Annotated in this window: 24 protein-coding genes and 2 tRNA genes; 18 read left to right on the top strand and 8 right to left on the bottom strand. The window is 66.2% G+C overall.

What is annotated here, in order from left to right:
• Positions 1–5 precede the first annotated feature (5 nt).
• Positions 6–413 carry a hypothetical protein gene (locus tag AC3A6B_RS00340; protein WP_487834763.1) on the bottom strand — a complete coding sequence of 136 codons (408 nt, stop codon included), beginning with the start codon at positions 411–413 and terminating at the stop codon, positions 6–8.
• 28 nt (positions 414–441) lie between these two features.
• Positions 442–675: a CsbD family protein gene (locus AC3A6B_RS00335; protein WP_487834762.1), complete on the bottom strand. Its 234-nt coding sequence runs from the start codon at positions 673–675 to the stop codon at positions 442–444.
• A 186-nt stretch (positions 676–861) separates the two neighbouring features.
• On the opposite strand from AC3A6B_RS00335, the gene pncB reads away from it, so the two are divergent.
• From pncB to AC3A6B_RS00310, 5 genes are read left to right on the top strand one after another with little or no spacing between them, the layout of a single operon-like run.
• The gene (gene pncB, locus AC3A6B_RS00330) at positions 862–2091 is read left to right on the top strand and encodes a nicotinate phosphoribosyltransferase (RefSeq protein WP_487834761.1); all 1230 of its coding nucleotides are present in this window, start codon (positions 862–864) and stop codon (positions 2089–2091) included.
• Positions 2092–2111: 20 nt separating this feature from the next.
• Positions 2112–3500 (top strand): sodium:proton antiporter, encoded by a 1389-nt coding sequence (locus AC3A6B_RS00325; protein ID WP_487835222.1) that lies wholly within the window; start codon positions 2112–2114, stop codon positions 3498–3500.
• 2 nt (positions 3501–3502) lie between these two features.
• Entirely contained in the window at positions 3503–4489 is a 987-nt protein-coding gene (locus tag AC3A6B_RS00320) for a 2-hydroxyacid dehydrogenase (RefSeq protein WP_487834760.1), read from the top strand.
• A gap of 5 nt (positions 4490–4494) precedes the next feature.
• Positions 4495–5847: a DNA recombination protein RmuC gene (locus AC3A6B_RS00315; protein ID WP_487834759.1), complete on the top strand. Its 1353-nt coding sequence runs from the start codon at positions 4495–4497 to the stop codon at positions 5845–5847.
• 13 nt (positions 5848–5860) lie between these two features.
• A complete protein-coding gene (locus tag AC3A6B_RS00310; protein ID WP_487834758.1) occupies positions 5861–7042 on the top strand; it encodes an MFS transporter in 1182 nt (393 codons plus the stop codon).
• Here the strand turns inward: AC3A6B_RS00310 and AC3A6B_RS00305 are convergent.
• From AC3A6B_RS00305 to earP, 4 genes are all read right to left on the bottom strand, one after another.
• Positions 7030–7896: an LOG family protein gene (locus AC3A6B_RS00305; protein ID WP_487834757.1), complete on the bottom strand. Its 867-nt coding sequence runs from the start codon at positions 7894–7896 to the stop codon at positions 7030–7032. The genes AC3A6B_RS00310 and AC3A6B_RS00305 overlap by 13 nt on opposite strands.
• A gap of 41 nt (positions 7897–7937) precedes the next feature.
• A complete protein-coding gene (locus AC3A6B_RS00300; RefSeq protein WP_487834756.1) occupies positions 7938–8714 on the bottom strand; it encodes a crotonase/enoyl-CoA hydratase family protein in 777 nt (258 codons plus the stop codon).
• 63 nt (positions 8715–8777) lie between these two features.
• Positions 8778–9332, bottom strand: coding sequence for an elongation factor P (gene efp / locus AC3A6B_RS00295; protein WP_093109866.1), 555 nt, complete (start codon positions 9330–9332; stop codon positions 8778–8780).
• Between the two features lie 109 nt (positions 9333–9441).
• On the bottom strand, positions 9442–10512 hold the full coding sequence (gene earP, locus AC3A6B_RS00290; protein WP_487834755.1) for an elongation factor P maturation arginine rhamnosyltransferase EarP: 1071 nt from the start codon (positions 10510–10512) through the stop codon (positions 9442–9444).
• Positions 10513–10529: 17 nt separating this feature from the next.
• Between earP and uvrC the strand changes: the two genes are divergently transcribed.
• From uvrC to AC3A6B_RS00275, 3 genes are read left to right on the top strand one after another with little or no spacing between them, the layout of a single operon-like run.
• The gene (gene uvrC / locus AC3A6B_RS00285) at positions 10530–12491 is read left to right on the top strand and encodes an excinuclease ABC subunit UvrC (protein ID WP_487834754.1); all 1962 of its coding nucleotides are present in this window, start codon (positions 10530–10532) and stop codon (positions 12489–12491) included.
• 44 nt (positions 12492–12535) lie between these two features.
• Entirely contained in the window at positions 12536–13102 is a 567-nt protein-coding gene (pgsA, locus tag AC3A6B_RS00280) for a CDP-diacylglycerol--glycerol-3-phosphate 3-phosphatidyltransferase (protein ID WP_093109863.1), read from the top strand.
• Positions 13099–13980 carry a DMT family transporter gene (locus tag AC3A6B_RS00275; RefSeq protein ID WP_487834753.1) on the top strand — a complete coding sequence of 294 codons (882 nt, stop codon included), beginning with the start codon at positions 13099–13101 and terminating at the stop codon, positions 13978–13980. Before pgsA ends, AC3A6B_RS00275 begins: the two co-directional genes overlap by 4 nt.
• A 33-nt stretch (positions 13981–14013) precedes the next feature.
• Here the strand turns inward: AC3A6B_RS00275 and AC3A6B_RS00270 are convergent, their stop codons facing one another.
• Positions 14014–14958: a LysR family transcriptional regulator gene (locus AC3A6B_RS00270; RefSeq protein ID WP_487834752.1), complete on the bottom strand. Its 945-nt coding sequence runs from the start codon at positions 14956–14958 to the stop codon at positions 14014–14016.
• 74 nt (positions 14959–15032) lie between these two features.
• Between AC3A6B_RS00270 and AC3A6B_RS00265 the strand changes: the two genes are divergently transcribed.
• From AC3A6B_RS00265 to AC3A6B_RS00235, 7 genes are all read left to right on the top strand, one after another.
• On the top strand, positions 15033–15929 hold the full coding sequence (locus tag AC3A6B_RS00265; RefSeq protein ID WP_487834751.1) for an alpha/beta fold hydrolase: 897 nt from the start codon (positions 15033–15035) through the stop codon (positions 15927–15929).
• On the top strand, positions 15926–17011 hold the full coding sequence (locus tag AC3A6B_RS00260) for a tartrate dehydrogenase (RefSeq protein ID WP_487834750.1): 1086 nt from the start codon (positions 15926–15928) through the stop codon (positions 17009–17011). The genes AC3A6B_RS00265 and AC3A6B_RS00260 overlap by 4 nt, the downstream gene beginning before the upstream one ends.
• A 227-nt stretch (positions 17012–17238) precedes the next feature.
• The gene (locus AC3A6B_RS00255) at positions 17239–17511 is read left to right on the top strand and encodes an HU family DNA-binding protein (RefSeq protein WP_007830705.1); all 273 of its coding nucleotides are present in this window, start codon (positions 17239–17241) and stop codon (positions 17509–17511) included.
• Between the two features lie 17 nt (positions 17512–17528).
• A tRNA-Val gene (locus tag AC3A6B_RS00250) sits at positions 17529–17604 on the top strand.
• Positions 17605–17678: 74 nt separating this feature from the next.
• A complete protein-coding gene (locus AC3A6B_RS00245) occupies positions 17679–19592 on the top strand; it encodes a SurA N-terminal domain-containing protein (RefSeq protein ID WP_487834749.1) in 1914 nt (637 codons plus the stop codon).
• A gap of 30 nt (positions 19593–19622) precedes the next feature.
• Positions 19623–19698, top strand: a tRNA-His gene (locus AC3A6B_RS00240).
• Between the two features lie 118 nt (positions 19699–19816).
• Positions 19817–20155, top strand: coding sequence for an H-NS histone family protein (locus AC3A6B_RS00235; RefSeq protein WP_487834748.1), 339 nt, complete (start codon positions 19817–19819; stop codon positions 20153–20155).
• Positions 20156–20221: 66 nt separating this feature from the next.
• Here AC3A6B_RS00235 and AC3A6B_RS00230 read toward each other — a convergent pair whose 3' ends face one another.
• Positions 20222–21208, bottom strand: coding sequence for an NADPH:quinone oxidoreductase family protein (locus AC3A6B_RS00230; protein WP_487834747.1), 987 nt, complete (start codon positions 21206–21208; stop codon positions 20222–20224).
• Positions 21209–21334: 126 nt separating this feature from the next.
• Between AC3A6B_RS00230 and surE the strand changes: the two genes are divergently transcribed.
• Genes surE through AC3A6B_RS00215 form a run of 3 tightly spaced genes read left to right on the top strand, consistent with a single transcriptional unit; the run spans position 21335 to position 23827 of the window.
• Positions 21335–22099 (top strand): 5'/3'-nucleotidase SurE, encoded by a 765-nt coding sequence (surE, locus tag AC3A6B_RS00225; protein WP_487834746.1) that lies wholly within the window; start codon positions 21335–21337, stop codon positions 22097–22099.
• 1 nt (position 22100) lies between these two features.
• A complete protein-coding gene (locus AC3A6B_RS00220) occupies positions 22101–22874 on the top strand; it encodes a protein-L-isoaspartate(D-aspartate) O-methyltransferase (protein WP_487834745.1) in 774 nt (257 codons plus the stop codon).
• 11 nt (positions 22875–22885) lie between these two features.
• Positions 22886–23827, top strand: coding sequence for a peptidoglycan DD-metalloendopeptidase family protein (locus AC3A6B_RS00215; protein WP_487834744.1), 942 nt, complete (start codon positions 22886–22888; stop codon positions 23825–23827).
• The last annotated feature ends 8 nt before the right edge of the window (positions 23828–23835 follow it).

Below are 23835 nucleotides of genomic sequence, written 5' to 3'. Positions count from 1 at the left end.
GCCGACTACTTCTTCGCGGTCATGGCCTTGATGTCGGCCTTGCCCTTGGCTTCTGCAGCCTTGGCTTCCTTCTCGCAGGCGTTCTTGGCATCGCCCTTCTGGTCGTCGCACTTTTCCTTCGCGACCTCATAGGTAGCCTTCACCTTTTCTTCGGCCACCTTGCGGGAGTTGCTGTCGCTCGGCTTGAACTGCTGTTCGAGTTCGGCCTTGGCAACGTTCTCCTTGCCCTTGGCTTCCTTCTCGCAGACGTCCTTGGCGTTGTCCTTCATGGGATCGCACTTGGCCTTGTCGACCTTGTAGTCGGCTTCGATCTTTTCCTTGGCGACCTTGTACTCGTCCTGGCTCATCGCGCCGGCCTGCGTTGCGACAAGACACGACGATGCGATTGCGAGCATGAGCAGATGTTTCTTCATGGTATGTACTCCTTAGGCGTTACTGAATTCAATACTTCTCGAACCACAGCGCTTCGGGTGTGCGGCCATCGCGCGTTTCCCATTCGCGAACTTGCTTCTCAGCTTCTTCCCTGCTGATGCCGTGCCGCTCCTGAATGCGCCCCAGCAGTTGGTCGCGCTTGCCGGCGATGACGTCGAAATCGTCGTCGGTGAGCTTGCCCCACTGCTCCTTGACCTTGCCCTTGAGCTGTTTCCAGTTGCCTTCGATGGTGTCTTTGTTCATCGACGTATCTCCTTCAGATGAGCGGTTTTGTCGCCGACCCGAATCCCTTGTGGCCAGCGTGAAGAGACTCTGGCGTGGGGGTGCAAATAGAACGGTAGGACGCCCGGGGAAGGGGTCGTAGGCACATGCCGACGCGGCCCGTGATAATCGACCGCACGCCGAACCCGGACACCAGCGCGCCGCACCATGATCATTCAAAGCCTGCTCGACACCGACCTCTACAAGTTCACGATGATGCAGGTCGTGCTACATCACTTTCCGGGCGCCCGCGTCGAGTACCGCTTCAAGTGCCGCAACCCCGGCGTCGACCTGGCGCAGTTCGCGGCACAGATCCGCGAAGAGGTCCGCCATCTTTGCTCGCTCCAGTTCAGGGATCCCGAACTGAGCTACCTTCGCTCCATGCGCTTCATCAAGAGCGACTTCGTCGACTTTCTCGGCCTGTTCCGCCTGAACGAGAAGTACATCAAAATCATTCCGCAGGCCTCGGGCGAGCTCGACATCCGCATCGAGGGGCCGTGGCTGCACACCATCCTGTTCGAGATCCCGGTGCTGGCGATCGTCAACGAGGTCTACTTCCGCAACACGCAACCGAGACCGGACATTGCCGAAGGGCGCCGGCGCCTCGAAACCAAGATCGCGCAGTTGCAGGGTGAAGGCCTGGAGGACCTCAAGATCGCCGACTACGGCACGCGCCGGCGTTTCTCCAAGGACTGGCACGAGGAGGTGCTGCGCACGCTCGCAACCAGCCTCGGCGCCGTCAGCTCGCCGCCGCAGCGGGCCGCCAAGCTGCCGCAGCTCGCCGGCACCAGCAACGTGCTGTACGCCATGAAGCTCGGCCTGATCCCGCTGGGCACCATGGCGCACGAATACCTCCAGGCCTGCCAGGCGCTCGGGCCCCGCCTGCGCGACAGCCAGGTCTTCGGTTTCGAGTCGTGGGCGCGCGAGTACCGCGGCGACCTGGGCATCGCGTTGTCGGACGTCTACGGCATGAGCGCCTTCCTGCGCGACTTCGACCTCTACTTCTGCAAGCTGTTCGACGGCGCGCGCCACGACAGCGGGGACCCGTTCCAGTGGGGCGAGCGCATGCTGGCCCACTACATCGCCAACCGCGTCGATCCGCGCACCAAGACCCTGATCTTCAGCGACAGCCTCACGGTGCCGCGAACCATCGAGCTCTACCGGCAGTTCCGGGGCCGCTGCCAGCTGGCCTTCGGCATCGGCACTAACCTCACCAACGACCTGGGCTACGAACCGCTGCAGATCGTGATCAAGATGGTCCGCTGCAACGATCAGCCGGTGGCCAAGCTGTCCGACACGCCGTCCAAGAACATGTGCGACGACGAGAGGTACCTGGCCTATCTGCGGCAGGTGTTCGAGATTGCCCAGCCTGCCGACCGGCCTGGCCCGGCGCGATGAGAGGCGTTTTGCACCGGCCGATGGCCATCGCGCTGCTGGCGCTGATCCCCGCAACGAGTTTCGCCGCCGATTTCGACGGCAGTGTGCTGTCCCCGCTGTGGGGCCTGCCCTTCGCCGGCATCCTGCTGTCGATCGCGCTGATGCCGCTGCTGGCGCCGTCGTTCTGGCACCACCACTACGGCAAGGTTTCCGCCGGCTGGGCGCTGGCCTTCCTGCTGCCTTTCGCCGCGATCTACGGCGTCCCGCTGGCGGGGGCCCAGTTCGTCCATTCGCTGCTGGCCGAGTACATCCCGTTCGTCATCCTGCTAACCGCGCTGTTCGCCGTGGCCGGCGGCATCCATGTGCGCGGCAACCTGCACGGTGCGCCGGGGTTGAACACGGCGATCCTCGCGATCGGCGCGGTGCTCGCGAGCCTCATGGGCACGACCGGCGCCTCCATGCTGCTGATCCGCCCCTTGATCCGAGCCAACGACAATCGCGTGCACAGGGCGCATGTGATCGTGTTCTTCATCTTCATCGTGTCGAACGTCGGCGGCTCACTGACGCCGCTGGGCGATCCGCCGCTGTTCCTGGGTTTCCTCAAGGGCGTGGAATTCTTCTGGACCGCGAAAAACATCCTTCCCGACACGCTGTTCATCGTCGGCCTCCTGCTCGCCTTGTTCTATGCGATCGACACCTGGTACTACCGCAAGGAAGGCGTGTTGCCGATCGACCCCACGCCCGACTCGCGCAAGATCGGCTTCGACGGCGCGGCCAACTTCTGGCTGTTGGCGGGCGTGATCTTCTTCGTGCTGCTCAGCGGCTTCTGGAAGTCGCCTGTCAGCTTCGACGTCTACGGCACGCAAGTCGGCCTGCCGGGCCTCGTGCGCGATGCGGGCCTGATCGCGATCACGCTGCTTTCGCTGAAGATCACGGCGCCCCAGGTGCACGCCGACAACCAGTTCGCCTGGGAGCCGATGGCCGAGGTGGCCAAGCTGTTCGCGGGCATCTTCCTGACCATCATCCCGGTGATCGCGATGCTCAGGGCGGGTGTGGATGGCCCTTTCGGCGCGGTCGTCTCCGCCGTGACCCGGCCCGACGGGCAGCCCGATCCCGCGATGTACTTCTGGGCCACCGGCGTGCTGAGCTCTTTCCTGGACAATGCACCCACCTACCTGGTGTTCTTCAATACCGCCGGCGGCGACCCGCAGGCGCTGATGACCACCTACGCCACCACGCTGGCCGCCATCTCGGCGGGCGCCGTGTTCATGGGCGCCAACACCTACATCGGCAACGCGCCCAACCTGATGGTCAAGGCCATCGCGGAAAGCCGCGGCATCCGCATGCCGAGCTTCTTCGGCTACATGCTGTGGTCGGGCGCCATCCTGGTGCCGTTGTTCGTCGTCTCCACCTTCATCTTCTTCCGTTGATCATGAGCAAAGCCAAAATCCTCGTCGCCCGTTCGATCTTTCCCGAGACCATCGCCCGCCTGGAAGAACACTTCGAGGTCGAGTCCAATCAGGGCGACCAGGGCTGGAGCAAGGCCCAACTGATCGACAAGCTCAAGGGCAAGCAGGGCGCCTTCACCACCGGCAGCGAACGTATCGATGCCGAAGTCCTCGCTGCCTGTCCCGAGCTGAGGATCTGCGCCAATATGGCGGTGGGCTACAACAACTTCGACGTCGACGCCATGACCGCGCGCGGCGTGTTGGCCACCAACGCGCCGGACGTGCTGACGGAAACCACCGCCGACTTCGGCTTCGCGCTGCTGATGGCCACCGCGCGCCGCATCACCGAGAGCGAGCATTTCCTGCGCGCAGGCAAGTGGGAAAAATGGAGCTACGACATGTTCGCCGGCTCCGATATTCACGGCGCCACGCTCGGCATCATCGGCATGGGTCGCATCGGGCAGGGCATCGCGCGGCGCGGTGCCTTGGGCTTCGGCATGAAGGTGATCTATCACAACCGTTCGCGGCTCGACGCGCAGCTCGAAGCCGAATGCAAGGCCAGCTACGTGAGCAAGGAAGAGCTGCTCAAGACCGCCGACCATGTCGTGCTCGTGGTGCCCTACACGCCGGCCTCGCACCACACCATCGGTGCTGCCGACCTCGCGCTGATGAAGCCGACCGCCACGCTGGTGAACATCGCGCGCGGCGGCATCGTCGACGACGCGGCGCTCGCCGCTGCCCTGCGCGACAAGCGCATCGCCGCGGCGGGACTCGACGTGTTCGAGGGCGAACCCAAGGTGCATGCCGATCTGCTCCAGGTGCCGAACGTCGTGCTCACGCCCCACATCGCGAGCGCCACCGTGCCGACACGGCGCGCGATGGCCGATCTGGCAGCGGACAACCTGATCGGCTTTCTGGTCCACAACAAGCCGGTGACGCCGCTCAACCCTGTAGTGCTCGCGAGCAAGTAGACGCAATGCCCCCGTTGGAACCCTGGATCCTGCTGGCCCTCGCGGCCCTGACTTTCATCCTCGTCGTCTGGCTGCTGCTGCGCAAGCCGCCGGCACTCGACCACAGCACGCTGATCGCCACGCTGGGCGCAGCCAATGAACGTATCGAGCGCGAGCTGCGCCACGAGATCGGCGAGTCTTCGCGCGGCGCGCGCCAGGAGACCGCCCAGTCCTTCGCGACTTTCCAGCAGGCGCTGGTGCAGCAGAGTGCCGAAGCCACGCGCACGCAGAGCGCGCAGATCGACGCTTTCGCGCAGCAGCTGACGATGCTGCAGAAGACCTTGGCCGACACGCTCAACACCCAGCTGCAGGGCCTTTCCGAATCGAATGCGCGGCGGCTCGCCGAGGTCCGCGCCACCATGGAAACCCAGCTCGCGCAATTGCAGCAGAGCAACACCGCCAAGCTGGACGAGATGCGCAAGACGGTCGACGAGAAGCTGCAAAGCACGCTCGAGGCGCGCCTGGGCGAGAGCTTCAAGCAGGTGGCGGACCGGCTCGAGCAGGTGCACAAGGGCCTGGGCGAGATGCAGACCCTCGCCGTCGGTGTCGGCAGCCTGCAGCGCGTGCTGACCAATGTGAAGACGCGCGGCGTGTTCGGCGAGGTGCAGCTCGAGGCCCTGCTCGAGCAGGTGCTCACGCCCGACCAGTACGCGAAGCAGGTCGAGACCAAGCCGCGCAGCGGGCAGCGCGTGGACTTCGCGATCCGCTTCCCGGGCCGCGGCGGCGACGGCGCGCCGGTTTGGCTGCCGATCGATGCCAAGTTTCCGCGCGACGACTACGAGCGGCTGCTCGATGCCCACGAGCGCGTCGATCCGGCCGCTGCCGATCTCGCGGCCAAGGCGCTGGAGGCGCGCATCCGCAGCGAGGCGCGGTCTATCGCCGAGAACTACCTGGCCGCGCCGCACACCACCGACTTCGCGATCCTGTTCCTGCCGGTGGAGAGCCTGTATGCCGAGGTGCTGCGCCGCCCCGGCCTGATGGATGCGATCCAGCGCCAGCACCGCGTGACGCTGGCCGGACCGACCACGCTGCTGGCCATGCTCAACAGCCTGCACATGGGCTTCCGCACGCTGGCGCTGGAGCAGCAGGCGTCCGAAGTGTGGAAGGTGCTCGGTGCGGTCAAGACCGAGTTCGAGCGCTACGGCGAATGGGTCGCGCGCATCAAGGAGCAGGTGGCCAAGGCCTCCGACACGCTCGACAAGGCCGACACGCGCGCCAAGCAGATGCGCCTGGCGCTGCGCAAGGTGGAGGCACTGCCCGAGGTGCAGGCGCAGGCCTTGTTGCCATCGCCCGAAGATACCGACGACGGAGCCCCGTGAGCCCCAAGACTGCATGACTCCCGAGCTGCTGAAGCTCATCGCGGCCCAGATCTGTTTGCACGCGGCAATGACCGGCCTGCGCCTGGCGGGCCCCTTGCTCGCGCTCCAGCAGGGCTACAGCGCAGCGGCGGTGGGCCTGCTGATCGCGCTGTTCGCGCTCACGCAGGTTTTTCTGGCGCTGCCGGCCGGTCGCTTTGCCGACCGGCATGGGCTCAAGCGGCCGCTGATGCTGTCGGTGATCGCCGCCTCTGCGGGCACCGCGCTCGTGGCCGTCGTTCCATGGTTTTCCGTGATGTGCCTCGCGGCGCTGATGACCGGCGGCGCCACCGGTGCGGCCGTCATCGCGCTGCAACGCCACGTCGGACGCGCCGCGGCCGATCCGGTACAGCTCAAGAAGGTGTTCAGCTGGCTCGCGATCGCACCGGCCGTGGCCAACTTCGTCGGGCCCTTCTGCGCCGGGCTGCTGATCGATCATGCGGGTCGCACGCCTGCCGACCTGCCGGGCTTCCGGATCGCATTCGCGGCGCTGGCGCTGCTGCCGTTGGCGGGCTGGTTGTTTGCGCGCAAGACCCGCGAACTGCCGCGAGTGCCCTTGCCGGCCGGCGGCGCCAGGCCGCGCGCCTGGGATCTGTTGCGGGAGTCCATGTTCCGGCGCCTGCTGTTCGTGAACTGGCTGCAGTCTTCGGCCTGGGACGTGCATGCCTTCGTGCTGCCCATCCTCGGCCACGAGCGCGGCCTGGGCGCTTCGGTGATCGGCTCGATCCTCGGCGCCTTCGCGATCGCGGCCGCGGTGATACGGATCGTGCTGCCGCTCGCGGCCTCGCGCGCGTCGGAGCGCAGCGTGATTGCCGCGTCGACAGTCGTCACCGCGCTGGTGTTCGCGGTCTATCCGCTGCTGTCGTCGGCGCTCGCGATGGGCGCGTGCTCGGTGGTGCTGGGCTTCGCGCTCGGCGCCGTGCAGCCGATGGTGATGAGCATGCTGCACCAGATCACGCCGCACGCGCGCCACGGCGAGGCGCTGGGGCTGCGGCTCATGACCATCAATGCCTCGAGCGTCGCGATGCCGATGCTGTTCGGCTCCGTCGGTGCGCTGCTCGGTGTCTCAGGCGTGTTCTGGCTGGTCGGCGGGGTGGTGGCGCTGGGTGGGCGGGCGGTGTGGGGCTTGCAGCTGCCCCGGCACGATCAGAGCTTGTAGAAGCGCCTGATCGCGTTCCATGCGTCCTGCGGGGCGTCCACGTACTCGATCAGCTTCACGTCCTCGGGCGAGATGACACCTTCCTCGGCCAGGAAGTCGAAATTGATCAGCTGCTTCCAGTAGTCCGAGCCGAAAAGCACGATCGGCACCGGCTTGGCCTTGCGGGTCTGCACCAGCGTGATCACCTCGAACAGCTCGTCGAGCGTGCCGAAGCCGCCCGGAAACGCGACCAGCGCCTTCGCCCGCATCATGAAATGCATCTTGCGGATTGCGAAGTAGTGGAACTTAAAGCTCAGCGCCGGCGTGACGTAGGGATTGGCTTCTTCCTCCATCGGCAGCGCGATCGCGAGGCCGACCGAGAGCCCGCCGCCTTCGTAGGCGCCGCGGTTGGCCGCCTGCATGATGCCGGGGCCGCCGCCGGTGCAGACGAAGAGCTTGTCTGCCGGGTCCTTGTCGTCGCTGTACTGCGCGACCAGCTTGCCGAAGGCCCGCGCCTTCTCGTAATAGTGCGAACTGCGCGCCAGCCTGCGCCAGCGGGCCGCCGCCACCGTGTCGCCGGCGGCATCGGCCTGGGCGATCAGGGCGCCGGACTCCTCCTCGCTGCGGAAGCGCGCGCTGCCGAACACCACCACCGTGTTCTCGATGCCGTGCGCGCGCATCTCGAGGTCGGGTTTCATGAGCTCGAGCTGCATGCGCAACCCGCGCGTTTCGCGGCGCAGCAGGAACTCGGGGTCGGCAAAGGCGAGTCGCGAGGGGTCGGAATGGAGGGGAAGGCCCTTGTCGGCGTGGGACTGAAGGGTGGCCCAGGCGTCGGCGAGGCGTTTGTCGTGGAGGTCGTGCGTGCTGTTGTGCATGGTCTGGCAAAGGGTTTTTCTTGGATTGTGCGCGCGGCCGCTCAGAACCGGCCGTGCCGGCCCGCGCCGCCGACGAAGCGGGCCGCGCCGGCCGCACCCTCGGTGGCCACGATCGGTGCGCCCAGTCGGCCTTCCTGCTGCAAGGCCTGGGCCAGGGGCAGGTCCCACTGGGCATAGGCAGAGGCGCGGTCGGCCAGCATGCATTGCTGCGGAAAGGCGGCCAGTTCGTGCGCCAGCTGTTCGGCCGCCCGGCGCGCGCCGCCGTCGGGCACCACGCGATTGACCAGGCCCATGGCGAGCGCCTCGCCGGCGGCCACGGCCCGGCCGGTGAGGATTAGATCCAGCGCCCGCCCCATGCCGACGATGCGCGGCAGCCGCACGGTGCCGCCGTCGATCAGCGGCACGCCCCAGCGGCGGCAGAACACGCCGAGCACGGCGCTGTCTTCGGCCACGCGCAGGTCGGCCAGCAGGGCGAGCTCGAGGCCGCCGGCCACGGCATGGCCGCTGATGGCGGCAACGAGCGGTTTGGCCAGTGCCATGCGCGTCGGCCCCATCGGGCCGGTGCCGCCGCCTTCGGGATCCACTACGTTGTGGCGCGACGGATCGTTCACCGCGCTCAGGTCGGCGCCGGCGCAGAACACGCCGTGATCGCCCCAGAGCACCGCCACGCGCTGGCTTTGGTCGGCCTCGAAGCGCTCGAAGGCTTCGCGCAACTGCGTCGCCATCTCGCGGTCCACCGCATTGCGCTGCCGGGGGCGGCTCATGACGATGGTGCTGACGGGGCCGTCGATCTCGGTGCGTACGGAGGTTGTGCTCATGGCGCGAGCGTACGCAAAAAAGGCTCCCTCGGGAGCCTTGCTTGCCGGTGCAACGGGCGGCGTTTAGACGCGTTTGCGGTATTCGCCGGTGCGGGTGTCGATTTCGATGCGGTCGCCCTGGGCCACGAACAGCGGCACGCCGATCTCGAAACCGGTGGCGATCTTGGCCGGCTTCATGACCTTGCCCGAGGTGTCGCCCTTGACGGCCGGCTCGGTCCAGGTGATTTCGCGCTCGACGCTGGTCGGCAGCTCGACCGAGATTGCCTTGCCGTCGTAGAACACCACTTCGACCGGCATGCCGTCTTCGAGGTAGTTGAGCGAGTCGCCCATGTTCTCGGCTTCGACTTCGTACTGGTTGTACTCGGTGTCCATGCAGACGTACATCGGGTCGGCGAAGTAGGAGTAGGTGCACTCCTTCTTGTCGAGCACGATCTGCTCCATCTTGTCGTCGGCCTTGAACACGACTTCGGTATTGAAGTTGGCGATCAGGCTCTTGAGCTTCATGCGCACGGTGGCGGAATTGCGGCCGCCGCGGCTGTATTCGGTCTTGAGGACGACCATCGGGTCTTTGCCGTGCATGATCACGTTGCCGGCGCGGATTTCTTGAGCGATTTTCATAAACAAGGTCTCTGGATGTTGGCCGCTCGTGACTTTCACCGCGGCGGGTTCAGCGGAAGGTGCGGCAAACGGGACTGACCCCGGCCGGAAATCCGCAAAGCCCACAATTTTAGCTTTTTTGGGCGACGAAGCGCAGCAGGCGGGTCAGAAGATCGTCCTGCGCGAGCAGGCGCGCGCGCGCGCCTGCGCAGGCTGTGCCCCAGGAGGCCAGCGTCGCATCGTCCAGCGCCGGCAGTTCGCCCTCGGCCATCCCGTTCCACAGGTGGTGGAAGCGGCGCAACGAAGGCGGGGCTTCCAGCCAGTCGAGGAAGGCGCCCAGCTTGGTGTGGTGGGCGTCGTCGTCCTGGGCGTAGATCTGCCAGACGAAGGGCGACCCGGCCCAGAGGGCGCGTACCAGCGAGTCTTCGCCACGCACGAAATTCAGGTCGCAGGTCCAGAGCAGGTGGTCGAAGTCGGTTTGCGGCAAATGGGGCAGCCAGTTGATGGAAAGGGCGCCGCGCTGCGCCGGCCCCGGTGGCAGGGCGCGGGCCGCGCGGCCCGCGGTCACCAGCAGATGCGTGGGCTCGCCGGCGCGCTCGAACTGGGTGAGCAGCGCTTCGAGCGCGGGCGGCTCATAGCAGAACAGGCAGACGAGGCGCTCGCCGCGCCATGCGATGCCCTGGCGCGCGAGCCACGCGGCGCGGTCGAAGCGCTGCCGGCGTTCGAGCAGGTCCCGTTCTTGCAGCAGCCCGCCGGTGGCGGGCGTGAAGCCGGGGTAGAAGAAGTGCTTGGTCAGGCTCGCCCCAGGCCCCTTGAACACCGGCGAGGGCAGTCCGTGCAGGCGCTCGACATAGGGCTCGGCCGAGAGGTATTCGAGATTGATCCACACGCGGCGCGCGCCGCCCGTGTGCACGGGCTCGGAGAAACGGGCGATCAGCTCGGGCGCGGGATCGCAGCCGAAGGCCTCGATCAGGACGTCCGGCGCAGGAGCGGCGGCGGCCCGTTGCGCGGCATCCCTCTTGTTCCAGGTGACGATCTCGACGCCCTTGCAGCCGCCGGGTGCCATCCAGGCCAGCGCCGACGGATCGTCGATCCAGAGCCGTACCGTTTCGCCTCCAGCGGCAAGGCCGCAGGCCAGCCGCCAGCAGACGCCGGCGTCGCCGTGGTTGTCGATGACCTTGCAGAAGATGTCCCAGCGCATCGCGAGATACTCTACAGATGTCCGAGACGCATTCCGATCAACTGCTCAGCGAAGTAGCGGCATTGCCGCAACTGCCGGGCGTCTACCGCTACTTCGACGCGGCAGGCGCCGTGCTGTACGTGGGCAAGGCGCGCAATCTCAAGAAGCGCGTCGCCAACTATTTTCAGAAGAACCACGCCGGCACGCGCATCGGCCACATGATCTCGAAAATCGCCCGCATGGAGACCACGGTGGTGCGCTCCGAGGCCGAGGCGCTGCTGCTCGAGAACAACCTGATCAAGACGCTCAAGCCGCGCTACAACATCCTGTTTCGCGACGACAAGAGCTATCCCTACCTCAAGATTGCATCGCACACCTTCCCGCGCCTGGCCTACTACCGCGGCGCGGTCGATCGCAGGCATCGCTACTTCGGCCCGTACCCGAGCGCCTGGGCCGTGAAGGAGTCGATCCAGCTGCTGCAGAAAGTGTTCAAGCTGCGCACCTGCGAAGACACGGTCTACGCCAACCGAACGCGGCCCTGCCTGCTCTACCAGATCAAGCGCTGCACCGGCCCCTGCGTGGGCTACATCACGCCAGAGGCCTATGCGCAGGACGTGGCCAACGCCGAGGCCTTCCTGATGGGCGACACGCAGGCCGTGCTCACCCAGCTCGAGGCGCGCATGATGGCGCACGCCGAAAGGCTGGAATTCGAGCAGGCGGCCGAGCTGCGCAACCAGATGTCGGCGCTGTCTCGCGTGCTGCACCAGCAATCGGTCGAGATCGCCTCCGACAAGGACGTGGACATCCTGGCGGTCAAGGTGCAGGGCGGCAAGGCCTGCGTCAACCTCGCGATGGTTCGCGGCGGCCGGCACCTGGGCGATCGCGCCTACTTCCCTGTGCACGTCGAAGACGCGACGCAGATCCAGCATGGCGAGAGCGCCATGGAAGGCGAGGAGGCTGCGCCGCCCGCCGAATCGGTCGAGGTGCAGGTGCTCGAAGCCTTCGTCGCGCAGCACTACATCGGTGTGCCGGTGCCGCCCACGCTGGTATTGAGCGAGCTCGTGAGCCGCGAACTGATCGAGGCGGTCGCCCAGCAGGCAGGCACCCGCATTACGGCAGTGTTCCAGCCGCGCGAGCAGCGCCGGCACTGGCTCGAAATGGCGCAGACCAATGCCGGCCTCCAGCTCGCGCGCCTGCTCGCCGAGGAGGGTTCGCAGCAGGCGCGCACGCGCGCGCTGGTCGATGCGCTGGAACTCGCGCCGGACGAGCTCGACAACTTCCGCGTCGAATGCTTCGACATTTCGCACACCGCCGGCGAGGCGACCCAGGCCTCGTGCGTGGTGTTCGAGCACCACACGATGCAGAACCGCGAGTACCGCCGCTACAACATCGAGGGCATCACGCCCGGCGACGACTACGCGGCGATGCGCCAGGTGCTGCATCGCCGCTACGGCAAGCTGGCCGAGGCAATGGCGGCGGAGACGGATGCGCCGCCGGCCGGCGACGCGGGCGGCGCGGGCACCGACGCGCGCCCGGGCACGCGGGCGGCGCGCATGCCCGACCTCGTGCTGGTCGACGGCGGCAAGGGCCAGGTGTCGATGGCGCGCGAGGTCTTCGGCGAGCTGGGCCTGCCGCTGTCGCTGATCGTCGGCGTGGAGAAGGGCGAGGGCCGCAAGGTCGGGCTCGAAGAGCTGGTGTTCGCCGACGGCCGCGAGAAGGTCTACCTGGGGCGCGATTCGGCAGCGCTGATGCTGGTCGCGCAGATCCGCGACGAGGCGCACCGCTTCGCGATCACCGGCATGCGCGCCAGGCGAGCCAAGGTGCGGGTGGGCGGCAGCCAGCTGGAAGACATTCCGGGCATCGGGCCCAAGCGGCGCGCGCGCCTGCTGCAGCGCTTCGGCGGCATTCGCGGCGTGGCGGCAGCGAGCGTGGAAGACATCGCCTCGGTCGACGGCATCGCGTTCGAGCTGGCCGAAGAGATCTATCGCGCGCTGCATTGACCGTCGACTCGGGGACCTGCCGGCCCCGTGACACAATCGCCGGCATGTTCTGGACGCTTCCGACGATCATGACCTGGACGCGCATCGTCGCGATTCCGCTGATCGTGGGCGTGTTCTACCTGCCGCTGGCCGAGCCGATGCGCAACCTCATCGCCACGGTGATGTTCATCGTGTTCGCCGCGACCGACTGGCTCGACGGCTTCCTGGCGCGCAGGCTCAACCAGACCTCGGCCTTCGGCGCCTTCCTCGATCCGGTGGCCGACAAGTTTCTCGTCTGTGCCTCGCTGCTGGTGCTGGTGCACCTGAACCGCGCCGACGTCTTCGTGGCGCTGATCATCATCGGCCGCGAGATTGCCATCTCCGCCCTGCGCGAATGGATGGCGCAGATCGGCGCCGGCAAGAGCGTGGCGGTCCACATGATCGGCAAGATCAAGACCGTGGTGCAGATGGTCGCGATCCCTTTCCTGCTTTTCAACGGCACCTTGTTCGGCTTGATCGACACCGGCGCCTGGGGGCAGTGGCTGATCTGGATCTCGGCCGTGCTCACGGTCTGGTCGATGGTCTACTACCTGCAGAAGGCCATTCCCGAGATCCGGGCCCGCGCGAAATGACGGATACGGCCCGGCCGTCGGGCTGGCTGCGCGCCATGCCCGCAGTCTTCGTGCTCATCTGGAGCACCGGGTTCATCGTCGCGCGCTACGGCATGCCCTATGCCCCGCCGCTCAAGTTCCTGGCGGTGCGCTATGCGCTGTCGGTGGTCTGTTTTCTCATCTGGGTGCGGCTCGCGCGCGCGCACTGGCCCGAGCAGCGTGCGCAGTGGTGGCACCTCGCGGCCACCGGCGTCCTGATGCAGGCGGGCTACCTCGGCGGCGTCTGGGCCGCAGTCCGGGCCGGCATGGGCTCGGGGCTGGTCGCCTTGCTGGTCGGCATCCAGCCGGTGCTCACCGCCGTCTGGTTGTCCATGTGGGGCGGTTCGATCACGCGCCGCCAATGGGCCGGGCTGGCCCTGGGTTTCGCAGGCCTGGTGCTGGTGGTGTCGCGCAAGTTCGGCGAGGGCGGGGAGGTGAGTGCGCTGACCATGGGCCTGGCGCTGATGGCGCTGTTCTCTATTACCGCCGGCACGCTGTACCAGAAACGCTTCGTGGCGCCCTGCGATGTGCGCTGCGCGGGCGCCATCCAGCTCGCCGCCGCCCTGATCGTCACCATGCCCTTCGCGGCGTTGGAATCCGACAGCATTCAGTGGAACCTGTACTCGGGCGGCGCGATGGCCTGGTCGGTGCTGGCGCTGTCGCTGGGCGGCAGCTCGCTGCTTTACATGCTGATCCAGCGCGGCACGGCGACGGCAGTCACGAGCCTGCTCTATCTCGTGCCGCCGTGTACTGCGGTGATGGCATGGCTTCTCTTCGCGGAGCCGATCACGGCGACGACCTTGGCGGGCATTGCGATGACGGCCGTCGGCGTGAGCCTCGTCGTGCGTGCAGAAAGGTGAACCGGCCACCGCGATCCGTCACTGCGGCCTGACTCAGCGCGAACGCCTGCCCTCGGGTTTCCACGGCTCGCCGCGAAAGCGCTCGATCAGGAAGTCGAGCAGGACGCGCACCCGTTTGGGCGTCTTCGGGCGCCAGGGTGCGATCCACTGGACGTCGGCGTCCGGCATCGCGAACTGCGGCAACACATGCACCAGTTCGCCCGCCGCGAGCTGCGGGGCGATGTCCCACAGGCTGCGCAGCATGATGCCCTGGCCGGCGAGGCACCAGTCGCGCACCATCTCGCCCGAATTGCTCGACAGCGGGCCGCCGACGCGCACACGCGCCTTGCTGCCGTCCCTGACGTGACGCAGCGTCCAGAGTGCGGCCTCGCGCTCGCCGCCGTCGCCGTTCTCCCGCGCCACCAGGCAGTCGTGCGCGGCCAGCGCGGCGACGTCTGTGGGCTTGCCGCGTCGTTCGAGATAGCTCGGCGCGGCGGCCAGCACGCGCTGGTTGCGCGCGATCCTGCGCGTGACCCAACTGCCGGCCCGGCGGCTTTGGACGGGCCACAGCCAGAGCGCGCCGTCGTAGCCTTCGGCGCCGAGGTCCGGGAGTTGCTCCATCAGCTGCAACTGGAGCTGCAGCGCGGGGTGCTGTTCGCGGAAAGCCGCGAGCGCCGGGCCGATCCAGCGGCGGCCGAATCCGAAAGTGGCAACGAGGCGGATCGTGCCGGCCAGCTCGTTCTGGCGCTCGCCGAGCTCGTTCTCGAGTGCCGCAAAGCCGGCCAGCAGACCCTTGGCGTGCAGGCACACGGCCTCGCCTTCGGCGGTGAGGTTGAGGCGGCGCGTGGTGCGGTCGAACAGGCGCTGACCGAGCCGTGCCTCGAGCGCGCCGAGCCGCTTGGTGACGACAGAGGGTACGACGTCCAGCGCCGTCGCCGCGCCCGCGAGGCTGCCGCGGTCGCGGATGGCGATCACCAGCTCCAGGTCTCCACGGTCCATTGCTGCCAATCTGGAAAGTATCAATTGCCCGATTGTTGCTTGATGCTGTGCGGCGCGCAACGCACAATCAGCCCGTGTTCGCTTCGTTTTCCACTTTCGATCTGTCGCGCAACGGCGTGCGAGTGCACGGCCGCATCGGCGGGCGCGGCAACCCGCTGCTGCTGCTTCATGGGCATCCACAGACGCATGCGATCTGGCATCGCACCGCGCCGGCGCTGGCGGAGCTGTTCACCGTCGTCATGGTCGATCTGCGCGGCTACGGCGATTCGGGCCGCCCCGCGGCGGATGCGGATCACGCCGCTTACAGCAAGCGTGAGATGGCGCTCGATGCGCTGTACGCCATGCAGCAGCACGGCTTCTCCCGCTTCGGCGTGCTGGCGCACGACCGCGGCGCGCGCGTGGCCCATCGGCTCGCGGCGGACCACGCCCAGGCTGTCGAACGGCTCATGCTGCTCGACATCGCACCGACCCTCGCGATGTACCAGAACACTTCGGAAGCCTTTGCGCGCGCTTACTGGCACTGGTTCTTCCTGATCCAGCCGCCGCCCTTGCCCGAGGCGCTGATCGGGTCCGATCCGGTGCGCTATGTCCGCAGCGTCATGGGCAGCCGCCATGCCGGTCTCACGCCCTTTGCGCCCGAGGCCCTGGCCGAGTACGAGCGCTGCGCCGCGATCGACGGCACCGCGCGAGGGATCTGCGAGGACTATCGGGCCGCAGCCACGATCGATCTCGAACACGACCGGGCGGACGTCGCCGCTGGCCTCCAGCTGGCCCAGCCGCTGCGCGTGCTGTGGGGCGAGCACGGCGCCGTGGGCCGCTGCTTCGACGTGCTTTCGCGCTGGCGCGAACGCGCTCTCGACGTGTCGGGCGCAAGCTTGGCGTGCGGCCACTACATTCCCGAAGAAGCGCCGCGCGAGCTGCTGGCCGAGGCGCTGCCCTTTTTCAACCCATCCCAAGGATTTGAGACATGAGCACCCAACGAATCGCAGTCATTGCCGGCGACGGCATCGGCAAGGAAACCATGCCCGAAGGACTGCGCGTGCTCGATGCCGCGGCACGCAAGTTCGGCATCGATCTTCATTTCGACCATTTCGACTTTTCGAGCTGGGAATACTGCGAGAAGCACGGCAAGATGCTGCCGGACGACTGGAAGGATCAGATCGGCGGCCACGACGCCATCTACTTCGGCGCGGTCGGGTGGCCCGAAAAGATTCCGGACCATGTCTCGCTCTGGGGCTCCCTGCTGCTGTTTCGTCGCGAGTTCGATCAATACATCAACCTGCGTCCCGCGCGCCTGATGCCGGGCATCGTGGCGCCCGTGGTTCGGCGGGACGGCACGCCGCGGCAGCCCGGCGAGATCGACATGTACATCGTGCGCGAGAACACCGAGGGCGAATACTCCAGCATCGGCGGGCGCATGTACGAAGGGACGGCGCGCGAGATCGTCGTGCAGGAGACCGTGATGTCGCGCGTCGGCGTCGACCGCGTGCTCAAGTTCGCCTTCGAGCTCGCGCAATCGCGACCGAAGAAGCACCTCACCAGCGCGACCAAATCCAACGGCATCTCGATCACCATGCCGTACTGGGACGAGCGCGTCGCCGCGATGGCGGAGAGCTATCCGGGCGTCAAGCTCGACAAGTTCCACATCGACATCCTGACAGCGCACTTCGTGCAGCGCCCCGACTTCTTCGATGTCGTGGTGGCGAGCAATCTGTTCGGCGACATCCTGTCCGACCTCGGCCCTGCGTGCACCGGCACGATCGGCATCGCACCGAGCGCGAATCTCAATCCGGATCGCACCACGCCCTCGCTGTTCGAGCCGGTGCACGGCTCGGCACCGGACATCGCCGGCAAGGGCATCGCCAATCCGATCGGGCAGATCTGGTGCGGCGCGATGATGCTGGAGTTCCTCGGCCACAAAGCTGCGCACGATGCCATCCTGGCGGCGATCGAGAAAGTGCTGGCACCGGCAAGCGGCGCACCGCGCACGCCTGACATCGGCGGCAGCGCGGGCACGACCGACTTGGGTCGTGCGGTGGCGCAAGCGCTTTGAAAAGAGCCGGCGCAAAACACCACTAAAATCGCGGTCCTCGCTGGGTTGCGCGGCCGGCTGTCGTATTGACACCCCGTGGACCAGTGGTTGTAATCCTTGTCGGCAGTGCGCTGCCGGCGCGTCAGAACTGCCATCCTTTTCCATTTATCGCACCCCATGGCGTCGTCATGGGGCCGGCATTGTTTCTGACGTTACCCGATCAACAATTTTTCCTGCAAGGGGCCCTTGTGAACAAAACCGAACTGATTGAGCACATCGCAAAAAACGCCGACATCTCCAAAGCCGCTGCCACGCGGGCACTTGAATCGACCATCGGCGCCATTCGTACCACGCTCAAGAAGGGCGGTTCCGTCTCGCTCGTCGGTTTCGGCACCTTTGCAGTCGGCAAACGCGCTGCGCGCACGGGCCGCAATCCACGCACCGGCGACGCGATTAAAATCAAGGCCGCCAAGATCCCGAAGTTCCGTCCCGGCAAGGCGCTCAAAGACGCGCTGAACTGAGACACTGGTTCCCGGTGGGGTGCTTAGCTCAGCTGGTAGAGCGGCGCCCTTACAAGGCGTAGGTCGGGGGTTCGAACCCCTCAGCACCCACCACCCGATGCAAAGGCGAACACTCAGTTCGCCTTTTTTGTTTGCTGTTTCGTTCATCCCGCAGAGAGTGTCCAAGCATGTTTGATTCCTTCCGCAAGTACAACAAGGTCATCATGGGGCTCTTGTTCTTGCTGATCATTCCGTCGTTCGTGCTGTTCGGCGTCGATCGCTACCAGGGCGGCGGCCAAGGAGAGAAGGTTGCGCGCGTAGACGGCACCGACATCACCCGGCCGGAATGGGATGCGCAGCACCGCAACGAGATCGACAGGATCCGGCAGCAGGCGCCCAACATCGAGCCGGGCTTGCTCGATTCGGACGCCGCCCGCTACGCGACGCTGGAGCGCATGGTGCGCGACCGCGTGCTCGCGGCGGCCGCTTCGAAGTCGAACATGACGGTGTCGGAAGAGCGGCTCGCGCGTCTGTTCGCCGAAGATCCGGGCCTGGCTTCCTTCCGCACGGCCGACGGCAAGTTCGATCGCGAGCGCTTCATGCGCGCAACGGGCCGCACCCCCGAGCAGTACGAAGCTTCGGTGCGCGCCGACCTGGCGACGCAGCAGGTGCTGCTGGGCATTTCAGGAACGGCATTCGCCACGCCCGCCCAGGCAGCAGCCACGCTCAATGCCTTCTATGACCGCCGCGAAGTGCAGGTCGCGCGCTTCAATCCGGGCGACTTCGCACCGAAGGTCAATGTGAGCGATGCCGATCTCGAGGCGTATTACAAGCAGCATGTCGCGCAATTCCAGGTGCCCGAACAAGCGAGCATCGAATACCTGGTACTCGATCTCGAAGCGGCGAAGAAGAACATCGCGATCAACGAGGCCGATCTACGCAGCTACTACGACCAGAACGCCGCGCGCTTCGGGACCAAGGAAGAGCGCCGTGCAAGCCACATCCTGATCAGCGCGCCCGCGAGTGCGCCCGCCGCCGAGCGCGAGAAGGCGCGTGCGAAGGCGCAGCAGCTGCTGGCCGAAGTCAAGAAGGCACCGGGCACTTTCGCTGATGTCGCGCGCAAGAATTCGCAAGACCCCGGGTCGGCGGAGAAGGGCGGTGACCTCGATTTCGTGACGCGCGGCGCCATGGTCAAGCCTTTCGAGGATGCGATGTTCGCGCTTAAGAAGGGCGAGATCAGCGATGTCGTCGAAACCGAGTTCGGCTACCACATCATCCAGCTCAACGACATCAAGCCCGCGGTGATCCAGCCCTTCGAGCAGGCGCGCGCCGCCATCGAGAACGAAGTGCGCAGCCAGCAGGCCACGCAGGAGTTCGCCAAGGCGGCCGAGAGTTTTACCGACATCGTCTACCAGCAGCCCGACAGCCTGAAGCCGGCCGCCGACAAGTTGAAGCTCACTATCCAGACCGCGAGCAAGGTCGGCCGCATGCCCGCGCCGGGCGCCGCGGGTGCGCTGGCAAGCCGCAACTTCCTGAACGCACTGTTTGCCGCCGATTCGCTCGAACGCAAGCACAACACCGAGGCGATCGAGATAGGCCCCAACCAACTCGCTTCGGGGCGCGTGACGCAATACAGCCCTGCGCGGTCGCTGCCTTTCGAGGAGGTCAAGGACAAGGTTCGTACCCAGCTTGTCACCGAGCGCGCAGCCGCGCTCGCCAAGACCGAGGGCGAGGCCAAGCTCGCGGCCTGGCAAGCCAAACCGGCCGATGCAAGCTTCGGCGCGGCGGTGACGGTTTCGCGGCTCGAGACGCAGTCGCAGCCGGTGCCTGTCATCGAAGGCGCCTTGCGGGCCGATCCGGCCAAGCTGCCTTCGCTGGTTGGGGTCGATCTGGGCGCGCAAGGCTATGCCGTCGTGCGGGTCAACAAAACGGTGCCCCGGACGCCGCCTGCGCCCGAGGCGGCACATCAGGAGACGCAGCAGGTCGCGCAGGCCGTGGCCGCGGCGGAGAACGCGGCGTACTACGACATGCTGAAGAGCAGGTTCAAGGCGGAGATCCTGGTGCCAAAGCCGCCGGATCCGATCGTTGCCGGCGGACGCTAGTTTTTTGCCGCTACAATTGCAGGCTCTGTGGTGGCTGTAGCTCAGCTGGTAGAGTCCCAGATTGTGATTCTGGTCGTCGTGGGTTCGAGTCCCATCAGCCACCCCAAACCCCTTTGACGAAAGCGCCGATCATTCGATCGGCGCTTTTTTTTTGGAGCGGCCTCACTTGCGGCAATTGGGATTTGAATTAGAATTTTTACTTTCCAATTCGGAGGATTTCACCGATGGCCTCGACCCTTGCCGACATCAATTCCCAGATCAAGAAGCACGACGAGCAGATTGCGCAATTGCGCAAGCAAGCCGAGGAACTGCGCAATCAGGAGCGCGCCGGTGTGATCGAGGAACTGCGCAAGAAGGTCGCTGAATATGGTTTGACTGCGGCCGATCTGAAACTCGGCACGCGTGGTGGCAAGCGCAGTACAGTGGTGGTCGGGACCAAGGCGGCTGCAAAGTATCGCAGCCCAACCGGTGAAACATGGTCGGGTGGGCGTGGGCGCAAGCCGCGTTGGATTACGGAGGCGCTGGCCGCCGGCAAGTCGCTGTCGGACTTCGAGATCAAGTAGGCGGTTTGCTGAGTCCCTCGTAAAAAAGCCCGCAGGTGCGGGCTTTTTTATTGGGTGCGGGAAGCCTCAGTTGACCATCACGAGCTTGCCTTTGACGCCGCGCGAACCCATGTGAGCGTAGGCGGCCTTCAACTCTGCCATCGGCATGGTGCGGTCGATCACCGGCTTGATCCTGCCTTGGCCATACCACTTCGCCAATTCGGCCATCATCTGCGCATTGGCCTTGGGTTCGCGCTTGGCGAAATCCCCCCAGAACACGCCGACCAGCGACGCGCCTTTGAGTAGCGTCAAATTTAATGGCAGCGAGGGAATGGGGCCGGCGGCGAAGCCCACGACCAGATAACGCCCGCGCCAACCGATCGAGCGGAACGCAGGTTCTGCGAATTCGCCGCCGACGGGGTCGTAAATCACATCCGGCCCTTTGCCGTCGGTCGCCGCTTTGATGGCGTCGCGAAAGCCATTGGGCAGCGCATGCGTCGTGTAGTTGATCGTGAGGTCGGCCCCGATGGATTTGCAGAGCTCGCATTTTTCATCGGTGGAGGCCGCGGCGATCACTTTGGCACCGGCAGCCTTGGCGATCTGTATTGCGGCCGTTCCGACGCCGCCGGCCGCGCCGAGCACCAGCACGGTTTCGCCGGCCTTGAGCTGCGCCCTGTCCATCAGCGCATGCCACGACGTCGCATAGATCATGATGAAAGCTGCCGCATCGACATGGCCGAAGCCCTCGGGCAGCGGCATGCAGAGGGCCGCCGGCGCCAGCGTGTGGGTGCCGAAGCCGCCGGTGCCGGAAAGACAGGCGACGTTTTGGCCGATCTGAAGATGAGTCACTCCGTCGCCGACAGCCGCCACCACGCCCGCATATTCGGACCCTGGCACGAAGGGCAGCGGCGGCTTGATCTGGTACTTGTTCTGCACGATCAGCAGATCGGGGAAGTTGAGGCTGGCCGCCTTGATTTCGATCAGCACCTGGCCCGGACCGGGCGTCGGTGTCGGCAGTTCCTTCCAGGTCAGGGCGTCGACGCCGGTGGGGTTTTCGCAGAGCCATGCGTGCATGCTCTTGTCTCCTTGAGGTGGGTCTTGGGGGCAATGGATCCGGGCCATGATAGGCGGGCCGGCTGGCGGGCATTGTCCCTGCCGTGACGCCTCGGCCGCCTACAATCGCGCGCACTCACCGACGACATGAAGATACTTATTTCGAACGACGATGGCTTCCAGGCACCCGGCATCGTTGCGCTGCACGGTGCGCTGAAGGAGGTGGCTGAAGTCGAAGTGGTCGCGCCAGAGCACAACAACAGCGCCAAGTCGAACGCGCTCACGCTGGCGGCGCCGCTTTACGTGCATACCGCGCACAACGGCTTTCGCTACGTAACGGGTACGCCCGCCGACTGCGTGCACATCGCGCTCAAGGGGCTGCTCGATTACCGGCCCGATCTCGTGGTTTCCGGCATCAACAACGGCGCCAACATGGGCGACGACACCATCTACTCGGGCACCGTCGGCGCAGCGATGGAGGCCTATCTTTTCGGCATTCCGGCGATCGCGTTCTCTCAGATCGAGAAGGGCTGGGCCCATGTCGATGCCGCCGCCCGTGCGGCCCGGCGGCTGGTGGAGCAGATCGAACGCGAACGCATGCTCGAGGGCGGTGCGTTCCTTCTCAATGTCAACGTGCCGAACCTGCCCTTCGACAAGTTGAAATCGGTCAAGGTTTGCAGGCTGGGGCGCCGTCATGCAGCCGAAAAGGTGATTACGCAGGACAGCCCCCGTGGCGAGACCATGTACTGGATCGCGGGGGCGGGCAGTGCCAAGGACAGCGGCGAGGGCACCGACTTCCATGCGACGGCGGCTGGCCACATTGCGCTCACGCCATTGCAGATCGATCTGACCGACCATGCCAACCTGGGCCAGTGGCGCGAGACGGTGGCTCGCCTGGGCGAGTCCTCCTGACATGGCGAGCCAGCGACCCGGGTTCCCCGTGCGGCTCACACCCACCGCGTCGGCCGTGACGCGCGGGCGCACATCCGCCGTGCCTGCCAATCCGCTTGTCCATCACACGCCTTCGATGGCCTCGGACGCCGTGCGCGCGCGCATGGTTCAGCGGCTCGCCGCGCAGGGCATTGCCGACGTGCGGGTGCTGCGCGCGATGGGCATTGTCGAGCGTCATCTTTTCGTCGACAGCGCGCTGGTCAATCAGGCCTACGAAGACACGAGCCTTCCGATCGGTCTGGGCCAGACCATTTCGAAGCCGAACGTGGTGGCCCGCATGATCGAACTCCTGCTCGGCGCCCCCGCATTGGCGAACAAGCCCGCCGACCGCTTGGGCCGCGTGCTCGAGATCGGGACCGGCTGCGGCTACCAGGCGACGGTGTTGAGCCACATCGCGACCGAGGTCTACAGCATCGAGCGCCTGCGCGGGTTGCACGAGCGAGCACGCACCAATCTCCGCTCGTTCCGGCTGGCCACGGTTCATCTGCTGCTCGGTGACGGCATGGTGGGCTATGCAAAGGGTGCGCCTTACGCGGGCATCATCGCGGCGGCCGGCGGCGAAGCGGTGCCGGAAGCTTGGATCGCGCAGCTGGCCGTGGGCGGCCGGCTCGTCGCGCCGACCCAGTCCGCGGTCGGCAAACAGGCCCTTGTCGTGATCGACAAAACAGCGCGGGGACTGGAGCGCCGCATTCTTGAGCCGGTTCACTTTGTCCCCCTAAAATCGGGAATTGCTTGAAGGAAGAACACATGCTGGGTATTGGCAATCGGGGCTGGCTTGCCGGCGTGACGCTGCTGGTCGCGCTCTTGATTGCGGGGTGTGCTACCAGGCGCGGCCCCGTACCGGTCGAGGACCGCGGCACGATGACCAGCGCGCCGGTCGCTGCACCCGGAGGACCTGCTGTCCCGCCGATCACCACTGACGCTTCGGGCAAGCCGCTGCCGGGCATCGAAAACTACGGCAAGCCCGGCTATTACGCGGTGCGTCCCGGCGACACCATTCGCCGCATCGGCACCGAAACCGGTCAGAGCTGGCAGAACATCGCCCGCTGGAACAATCTCGACAATCCCGACTTGATCGAGGTCGGCCAGGTGCTGCGCGTGATCCCGCCGGCCGGCGCCACAGGCACTGCGGCGCCGGCACCCGCAGCGGGTACCACCGATGCGTCGGGCGCCGTCACGCGGCCGGTCACGCAGGCTGCCGTCGCACCGTCTTCCGGCGCCGCAGCGGCTCCCGCGGCCGCGGCGAGTGCGGCTGCCAAACCTACGCCACCCATCGTCACCGCCTCGCCTTCGGCACCGGCTGCGACGGCATCGGGCGATGAAGACGTGGGCTGGATCTGGCCTGCGCAGGGCTCGCTGATTGCAGGTTTCGACGAAGCCAAGAACAAGGGCCTCGACATCGGCGGCAAGGCCGGCGATTCGGTGCTGGCTGCAGCCGATGGGCGAGTGGTGTATGCCGGCGCCGGCCTGCGGGGCTACGGCAACCTGATCATCCTCAAGCACAACAACACCTACCTGACCGCTTATGCGCACAACCGGACCCTGCTGGTGAAGGAGGACCAGTCCGTGCAGAAGGGCCAGAAGATTGCCGAGATGGGCAACAGCGACGCAGACCGCGTGAAGCTGCATTTCGAAATCCGCCGCCAGGGCAAGCCGGTCGATCCGGCGCGCTACCTGCCCGCGCGCTAGGATCATGC

Source organism: Variovorax sp. Soil_C_33 (assembly GCF_057656935.1).
The sequence above is the reverse complement of the archived record's forward strand: the minus strand, read 5'-3'. Positions and strand labels throughout refer to the sequence as shown.

Coding starts and splice junctions, on each gene's coding strand:
- AC3A6B_RS00340 (WP_487834763.1), bottom strand. CDS start 413: ATGAAGAAACATCTGCTCATGCTCGCAATCGCATCGTCGTGTCTTGTC.
- AC3A6B_RS00335 (WP_487834762.1), bottom strand. CDS start 675: ATGAACAAAGACACCATCGAAGGCAACTGGAAACAGCTCAAGGGCAAG.
- pncB (WP_487834761.1), top strand. CDS start 862: ATGATCATTCAAAGCCTGCTCGACACCGACCTCTACAAGTTCACGATG.
- AC3A6B_RS00325 (WP_487835222.1), top strand. CDS start 2,112: ATGGCCATCGCGCTGCTGGCGCTGATCCCCGCAACGAGTTTCGCCGCC.
- AC3A6B_RS00320 (WP_487834760.1), top strand. CDS start 3,503: ATGAGCAAAGCCAAAATCCTCGTCGCCCGTTCGATCTTTCCCGAGACC.
- AC3A6B_RS00315 (WP_487834759.1), top strand. CDS start 4,495: ATGCCCCCGTTGGAACCCTGGATCCTGCTGGCCCTCGCGGCCCTGACT.
- AC3A6B_RS00310 (WP_487834758.1), top strand. CDS start 5,861: ATGACTCCCGAGCTGCTGAAGCTCATCGCGGCCCAGATCTGTTTGCAC.
- AC3A6B_RS00305 (WP_487834757.1), bottom strand. CDS start 7,896: ATGCACAACAGCACGCACGACCTCCACGACAAACGCCTCGCCGACGCC.
- AC3A6B_RS00300 (WP_487834756.1), bottom strand. CDS start 8,714: ATGAGCACAACCTCCGTACGCACCGAGATCGACGGCCCCGTCAGCACC.
- efp (WP_093109866.1), bottom strand. CDS start 9,332: ATGAAAATCGCTCAAGAAATCCGCGCCGGCAACGTGATCATGCACGGC.
- earP (WP_487834755.1), bottom strand. CDS start 10,512: ATGCGCTGGGACATCTTCTGCAAGGTCATCGACAACCACGGCGACGCC.
- uvrC (WP_487834754.1), top strand. CDS start 10,530: ATGTCCGAGACGCATTCCGATCAACTGCTCAGCGAAGTAGCGGCATTG.
- pgsA (WP_093109863.1), top strand. CDS start 12,536: ATGTTCTGGACGCTTCCGACGATCATGACCTGGACGCGCATCGTCGCG.
- AC3A6B_RS00275 (WP_487834753.1), top strand. CDS start 13,099: ATGACGGATACGGCCCGGCCGTCGGGCTGGCTGCGCGCCATGCCCGCA.
- AC3A6B_RS00270 (WP_487834752.1), bottom strand. CDS start 14,958: ATGGACCGTGGAGACCTGGAGCTGGTGATCGCCATCCGCGACCGCGGC.
- AC3A6B_RS00260 (WP_487834750.1), top strand. CDS start 15,926: ATGAGCACCCAACGAATCGCAGTCATTGCCGGCGACGGCATCGGCAAG.
- AC3A6B_RS00245 (WP_487834749.1), top strand. CDS start 17,679: ATGTTTGATTCCTTCCGCAAGTACAACAAGGTCATCATGGGGCTCTTG.
- AC3A6B_RS00235 (WP_487834748.1), top strand. CDS start 19,817: ATGGCCTCGACCCTTGCCGACATCAATTCCCAGATCAAGAAGCACGAC.
- AC3A6B_RS00230 (WP_487834747.1), bottom strand. CDS start 21,208: ATGCACGCATGGCTCTGCGAAAACCCCACCGGCGTCGACGCCCTGACC.
- surE (WP_487834746.1), top strand. CDS start 21,335: ATGAAGATACTTATTTCGAACGACGATGGCTTCCAGGCACCCGGCATC.
- AC3A6B_RS00220 (WP_487834745.1), top strand. CDS start 22,101: ATGGCGAGCCAGCGACCCGGGTTCCCCGTGCGGCTCACACCCACCGCG.
- AC3A6B_RS00215 (WP_487834744.1), top strand. CDS start 22,886: ATGCTGGGTATTGGCAATCGGGGCTGGCTTGCCGGCGTGACGCTGCTG.